Raw genomic sequence first — 5803 nt, 5'->3', positions numbered from 1 at the left:
TTGAGATTTTTGTAATTTAGTAAGGATTAAATCTGATTGTAAAACAGCGGGTTGATGATTTTGTCAGGGGATGGTGTTGGATTTGGGTTGACGGGTTCGGTGGAGGGGGGTATAGTTCGGTCTTCGCTGCTGACGCGGTGGCGAAACGAACTGATAATTATAGCACGGTTGATTTGATTTTTCGATGGATTTTGAAAAAAGAGTTGACGAGTGGTTTTAGTGGTGTAATAATTCGGTTCTTGCTCTTTAACAAACAGATTACCGATAAGTGTGAGTGCGGCAAGCCTCACACTGCGACAAAAACAGACAAGATGTAGATTTTCTATTCTTTGTCGGTTTCTTTGAAGCAGACCAGAAGTTATAAAGTTAGAGATTAAACATAAGAGTTTGATCCTGGCTCAGATTGAACGCTGGCGGCATGCTTTACACATGCAAGTCGGACGGCAGCACAGAGAAGCTTGCTTCTTGGGTGGCGAGTGGCGAACGGGTGAGTAATATATCGGAACGTACCGAGTAGTGGGGGATAACTAATCGAAAGATTAGCTAATACCGCATATTCTCTAAGGAGGAAAGCCGGGGACCTTCGGGCCTGGCGCTATTTGAGCGGCCGATATCTGATTAGCTGGTTGGTGGGGTAAAGGCCTACCAAGGCGACGATCAGTAGCGGGTCTGAGAGGATGATCCGCCACACTGGGACTGAGACACGGCCCAGACTCCTACGGGAGGCAGCAGTGGGGAATTTTGGACAATGGGCGCAAGCCTGATCCAGCCATGCCGCGTGTCTGAAGAAGGCCTTCGGGTTGTAAAGGACTTTTGTCAGGGAAGAAAAGGCAGTTGCTAATATCAGCTGCTGATGACGGTACCTGAAGAATAAGCACCGGCTAACTACGTGCCAGCAGCCGCGGTAATACGTAGGGTGCGAGCGTTAATCGGAATTACTGGGCGTAAAGCGAGCGCAGACGGTTAGTTAAGCAAGATGTGAAATCCCCGGGCTCAACCTGGGAACTGCGTTTTGAACTGGCTGGCTAGAGTGTGTCAGAGGGGGGTAGAATTCCACGTGTAGCAGTGAAATGCGTAGAGATGTGGAGGAATACCGATGGCGAAGGCAGCCCCCTGGGATAACACTGACGTTCATGCTCGAAAGCGTGGGTAGCAAACAGGATTAGATACCCTGGTAGTCCACGCCCTAAACGATGTCAATTAGCTGTTGGGCAACTTGATTGCTTAGTAGCGTAGCTAACGCGTGAAATTGACCGCCTGGGGAGTACGGTCGCAAGATTAAAACTCAAAGGAATTGACGGGGACCCGCACAAGCGGTGGATGATGTGGATTAATTCGATGCAACGCGAAGAACCTTACCTGGTCTTGACATGTACGGAATCCTCCAGAGACGGAGGAGTGCCTTCGGGAGCCGTAACACAGGTGCTGCATGGCTGTCGTCAGCTCGTGTCGTGAGATGTTGGGTTAAGTCCCGCAACGAGCGCAACCCTTGTCATTAGTTGCCATCATTTGGTTGGGCACTCTAATGAGACTGCCGGTGACAAGCCGGAGGAAGGTGGGGATGACGTCAAGTCCTCATGGCCCTTATGACCAGGGCTTCACACGTCATACAATGGTCGGTACAGAGGGTAGCCAAGCCGCGAGGTGGAGCCAATCTCACAAAACCGATCGTAGTCCGGATTGCACTCTGCAACTCGAGTGCATGAAGTCGGAATCGCTAGTAATCGCAGGTCAGCATACTGCGGTGAATACGTTCCCGGGTCTTGTACACACCGCCCGTCACACCATGGGAGTGGGGGATACCAGAAGTAGATAGGGTAACCGTAAGGAGCCCGTTTACCACGGTATGCTTCATGACTGGGGTGAAGTCGTAACAAGGTAGCCGTAGGGGAACCTGCGGCTGGATCACCTCCTTTCTAGAGAAAAGAAGAGGTTTTTCGCATTCACACTTATCGGTAAACTGTAGAAGATGCAAAAGATATTGAGAAATCAAAAAAAGAACAGTTTAAAAGCTGAACTTAAACCGATTTCAAAATAACGACCTTGGGTTTGTAGCTCAGCTGGTTAGAGCACACGCTTGATAAGCGTGGGGTCGGAGGTTCAAGTCCTCCCAGACCCACCACAACTCATACTGGGGGCATAGCTCAGTTGGTAGAGCACCTGCTTTGCAAGCAGGGGGTCATCGGTTCGATCCCGTTTGCCTCCACCAAAAACTTTGCAAATCAAAGTCAGTTGGCAGAAGTTAATATAAAAAAGCGCGTAGCGCTGATTTTTTGTTTAACGACTGAAGAAGCTTGACTGCAAAAAGAAGGCTGATATAATGGCCAGCTCATTTTGATTTGCGAAGACAATAGCAATATTGGAAAGCATCGATCTTTAACAAATTGGAAAGCCGAAATCAACAAACAAAGACAAAGTTGATTTACTTTGACAGTTAGCTATTTGCAAATAGCTGGTTGTGACAAAGAAGTAAATCACAGGATTTGGGTGATGATTGTATCGACTTAGCCCTGAAACACAAAAGGCAGGGTTAAGACACAACAAAGCAGTAAGCTTTATCAAAGTAAAAACATCTAGTTCCACTACTCGTCAACGGTAGTGCGGATTAAGTCAAAGAGGTTCTTGAAATGATAGAGTCAAGTGAATAAGTGCATCAGGTGGATGCCTTGGCGATGATAGGCGACGAAGGACGTGTAAGCCTGCGAAAAGCGTGGGGGAGCTGGCAATAAAGCTTTGATCCCGCGATGTCCGAATGGGGAAACCCACTGCATACTGTGCAGTATCCTAAGCTGAATACATAGGCTTAGAGAAGCGAACCCGGAGAACTGAACCATCTAAGTACCCGGAGGAAAAGAAATCAACCGAGATTCCGCAAGTAGTGGCGAGCGAACGCGGAGGAGCCTGTACATGATAATTGTTGAGATAGAAGAACAAGCTGGGAAGCTTGACCATAGTGGGTGATAGTCCCGTATTCGAAATCTGATCAATGGTACTAAGCGTACGACAAGTAGGGCGGGACACGAGAAATCCTGTCTGAATATGGGGGGACCATCCTCCAAGGCTAAATACTCATCATCGACCGATAGTGAACCAGTACCGTGAGGGAAAGGCGAAAAGAACCCCGGGAGGGGAGTGAAATAGAACCTGAAACCTGATGCATACAAACAGTGGGAGCGGACGTGTTCCGTGACTGCGTACCTTTTGTATAATGGGTCAACGACTTACGTTCAGTAGCGAGCTTAACCGGATAGGGGAGGCGTAGGGAAACCGAGTCTTAATAGGGCGACTAGTTGCTGGGCGTAGACCCGAAACCGAGTGATCTATCCATGGCCAGGATGAAGGTGCGGTAACACGCACTGGAGGTCCGAACCCACGCATGTTGCAAAATGCGGGGATGAGCTGTGGATAGGGGTGAAAGGCTAAACAAACTCGGAGATAGCTGGTTCTCCCCGAAAACTATTTAGGTAGTGCCTTGAGAATGAGACTGATGGGGGTAAAGCACTGTTATGGCTAGGGGGTTATTGCAACTTACCAACCCATGGCAAACTAAGAATACCATCAAGTTGCTCCTCGGGAGACAGACAGCGGGTGCTAACGTCCGTTGTCAAGAGGGAAACAACCCAGACCGCCAGCTAAGGTCCCAAATGATAGATTAAGTGGTAAACGAAGTGGGAAGGCCCAGACAGCCAGGATGTTGGCTTAGAAGCAGCCATCATTTAAAGAAAGCGTAATAGCTCACTGGTCGAGTCGTCCTGCGCGGAAGATGTAACGGGGCTCAAATCTATAACCGAAGCTGCGGATACGTGTTTACACGTATGGTAGGGGAGCGTTCTGTAGGCCGAAGAAGGTGCATTGAGAAGTGTGCTGGAGGTATCAGAAGTGCGAATGTTGACATGAGTAGCGATAAAGCGGGTGAAAAGCCCGCTCGCCGAAAGCCCAAGGTTTCCTACGCAACGTTCATCGGCGTAGGGTGAGTCGGCTCCTAAGGCGAGGCAGAAATGCGTAGTCGATGGGAAACAGGTTAATATTCCTGTACTTTGATTCAATGCGATGTGGGGACGGAGAAGGTTAGGTTAGCAAACTGTTGGAATAGTTTGTTTAAGCCGGTAGGTGGAAGACTTAGGCAAATCCGGGTCTTCTTAACACCGAGAAGTGATGACGAGGCACCAAGGTGCTGAAGTAACCGATACCACGCTTCCAGGAAAAGCCACTAAGCTTCAGTTGAATCAGAACCGTACCGCAAACCGACACAGGTGGGCAGGATGAGAATTCTAAGGCGCTTGAGAGAACTCAGGAGAAGGAACTCGGCAAATTGATACCGTAACTTCGGGAGAAGGTATGCCCTTCGATGTTAAGCCCTTGCGGTGTAAGCATTGGAGGGTCGCAGAGAATCGGTGGCTGCGACTGTTTATTAAAAACACAGCACTCTGCTAACACGAAAGTGGACGTATAGGGTGTGACGCCTGCCCGGTGCTGGAAGGTTAATTGAAGATGTGCAAGCATCGGATCGAAGCCCCAGTAAACGGCGGCCGTAACTATAACGGTCCTAAGGTAGCGAAATTCCTTGTCGGGTAAGTTCCGACCCGCACGAATGGCGTAACGATGGCCACACTGTCTCCTCCTGAGACTCAGCGAAGTTGAAGTGGTTGTGAAGATGCAATCTACCCGCTGCTAGACGGAAAGACCCCGTGAACCTTTACTGTAGCTTTGCATTGGACTTTGAAGTCACTTGTGTAGGATAGGTGGGAGGCTTAGAAGCAGAGACGCCAGTTTCTGTGGAGCCGTCCTTGAAATACCACCCTGGTGACTTTGAGGTTCTAACCCAGACCCGTAATCCGGGTCGGGGACCGTGCATGGTAGGCAGTTTGACTGGGGCGGTCTCCTCCCAAAGAGTAACGGAGGAGTTCGAAGGTTACCTAGGTCCGGTCGGAAATCGGACTGATAGTGCAATGGCAAAAGGTAGCTTAACTGCGAGACCGACAAGTCGAGCAGGTGCGAAAGCAGGACATAGTGATCCGGTGGTTCTGTATGGAAGGGCCATCGCTCAACGGATAAAAGGTACTCCGGGGATAACAGGCTGATTCCGCCCAAGAGTTCATATCGACGGCGGAGTTTGGCACCTCGATGTCGGCTCATCACATCCTGGGGCTGTAGTCGGTCCCAAGGGTATGGCTGTTCGCCATTTAAAGTGGTACGTGAGCTGGGTTTAAAACGTCGTGAGACAGTTTGGTCCCTATCTGCAGTGGGCGTTGGAAGTTTGACGGGGGCTGCTCCTAGTACGAGAGGACCGGAGTGGACGAACCTCTGGTGTACCGGTTGTCACGCCAGTGGCATAGCCGGGTAGCTAAGTTCGGAAGAGATAAGCGCTGAAAGCATCTAAGCGCGAAACTCGCCTGAAGATGAGACTTCCCTGAGGATTTAATCCTCCTAAAGAGTCGTTCGAGACCAGGACGTTGATAGGTCGGGTGTGGAAGCGCAGTAATGCGTGAAGCTAACCGATACTAATTGCTCGTGAGGCTTGACTCTATCATTTGAAGGATTTCAAATGATAAAAGCTTACTGATGATTCAGTCATCACCAAAAGTTGATTAAAGAATAAATAAGTGCAGGAGACTGCATAACGGCTTACCGATTTGTACAGTTTAAGTTTGGCGGCCATAGCGAGTTGGTCCCACGCCTTCCCATCCCGAACAGGACCGTGAAACGACTCAGCGCCGATGATAGTGTGGTTCTTCCATGTGAAAGTAGGTCACTGCCAAACACCCATTCCGAAGCCTCTGACTCTGTCAGGGGCTTCTTTACG

General features: G+C 49.6%; 2 tRNA genes and 3 rRNA genes. All 5 read left to right on the top strand.

The window, feature by feature from the left end:
• Positions 1 to 375 precede the first annotated feature (375 nt).
• The 5 genes from ACFPVS_RS13395 (at position 376) to rrf (ending at position 5761) form a co-directional block, all read left to right on the top strand.
• Positions 376 to 1916: ribosomal RNA gene (locus tag ACFPVS_RS13395) — 16S ribosomal RNA — on the top strand.
• A gap of 129 nt (positions 1917 to 2045) precedes the next feature.
• A tRNA-Ile gene (locus tag ACFPVS_RS13390) sits at positions 2046 to 2122 on the top strand.
• An 11-nt stretch (positions 2123 to 2133) separates the two neighbouring features.
• A tRNA-Ala gene (locus ACFPVS_RS13385) sits at positions 2134 to 2209 on the top strand.
• 425 nt (positions 2210 to 2634) lie between these two features.
• Positions 2635 to 5526: ribosomal RNA gene (locus tag ACFPVS_RS13380) — 23S ribosomal RNA — on the top strand.
• 121 nt (positions 5527 to 5647) lie between these two features.
• A 5S ribosomal RNA gene (rrf, locus tag ACFPVS_RS13375) occupies positions 5648 to 5761 on the top strand.
• Together the 16S, 23S and 5S rRNA genes with 2 tRNA genes alongside form the textbook arrangement of a ribosomal RNA operon.
• Positions 5762 to 5803: the final 42 nt, after the last annotated feature.

The organism is Neisseria weixii (assembly GCF_042658245.1).
Taxonomy (GTDB): Bacteria; Pseudomonadota; Gammaproteobacteria; order Burkholderiales; family Neisseriaceae; genus Neisseria; species Neisseria weixii.
The sequence above is the reverse complement of the archived record's forward strand: the minus strand, read 5'-3'. Positions and strand labels throughout refer to the sequence as shown.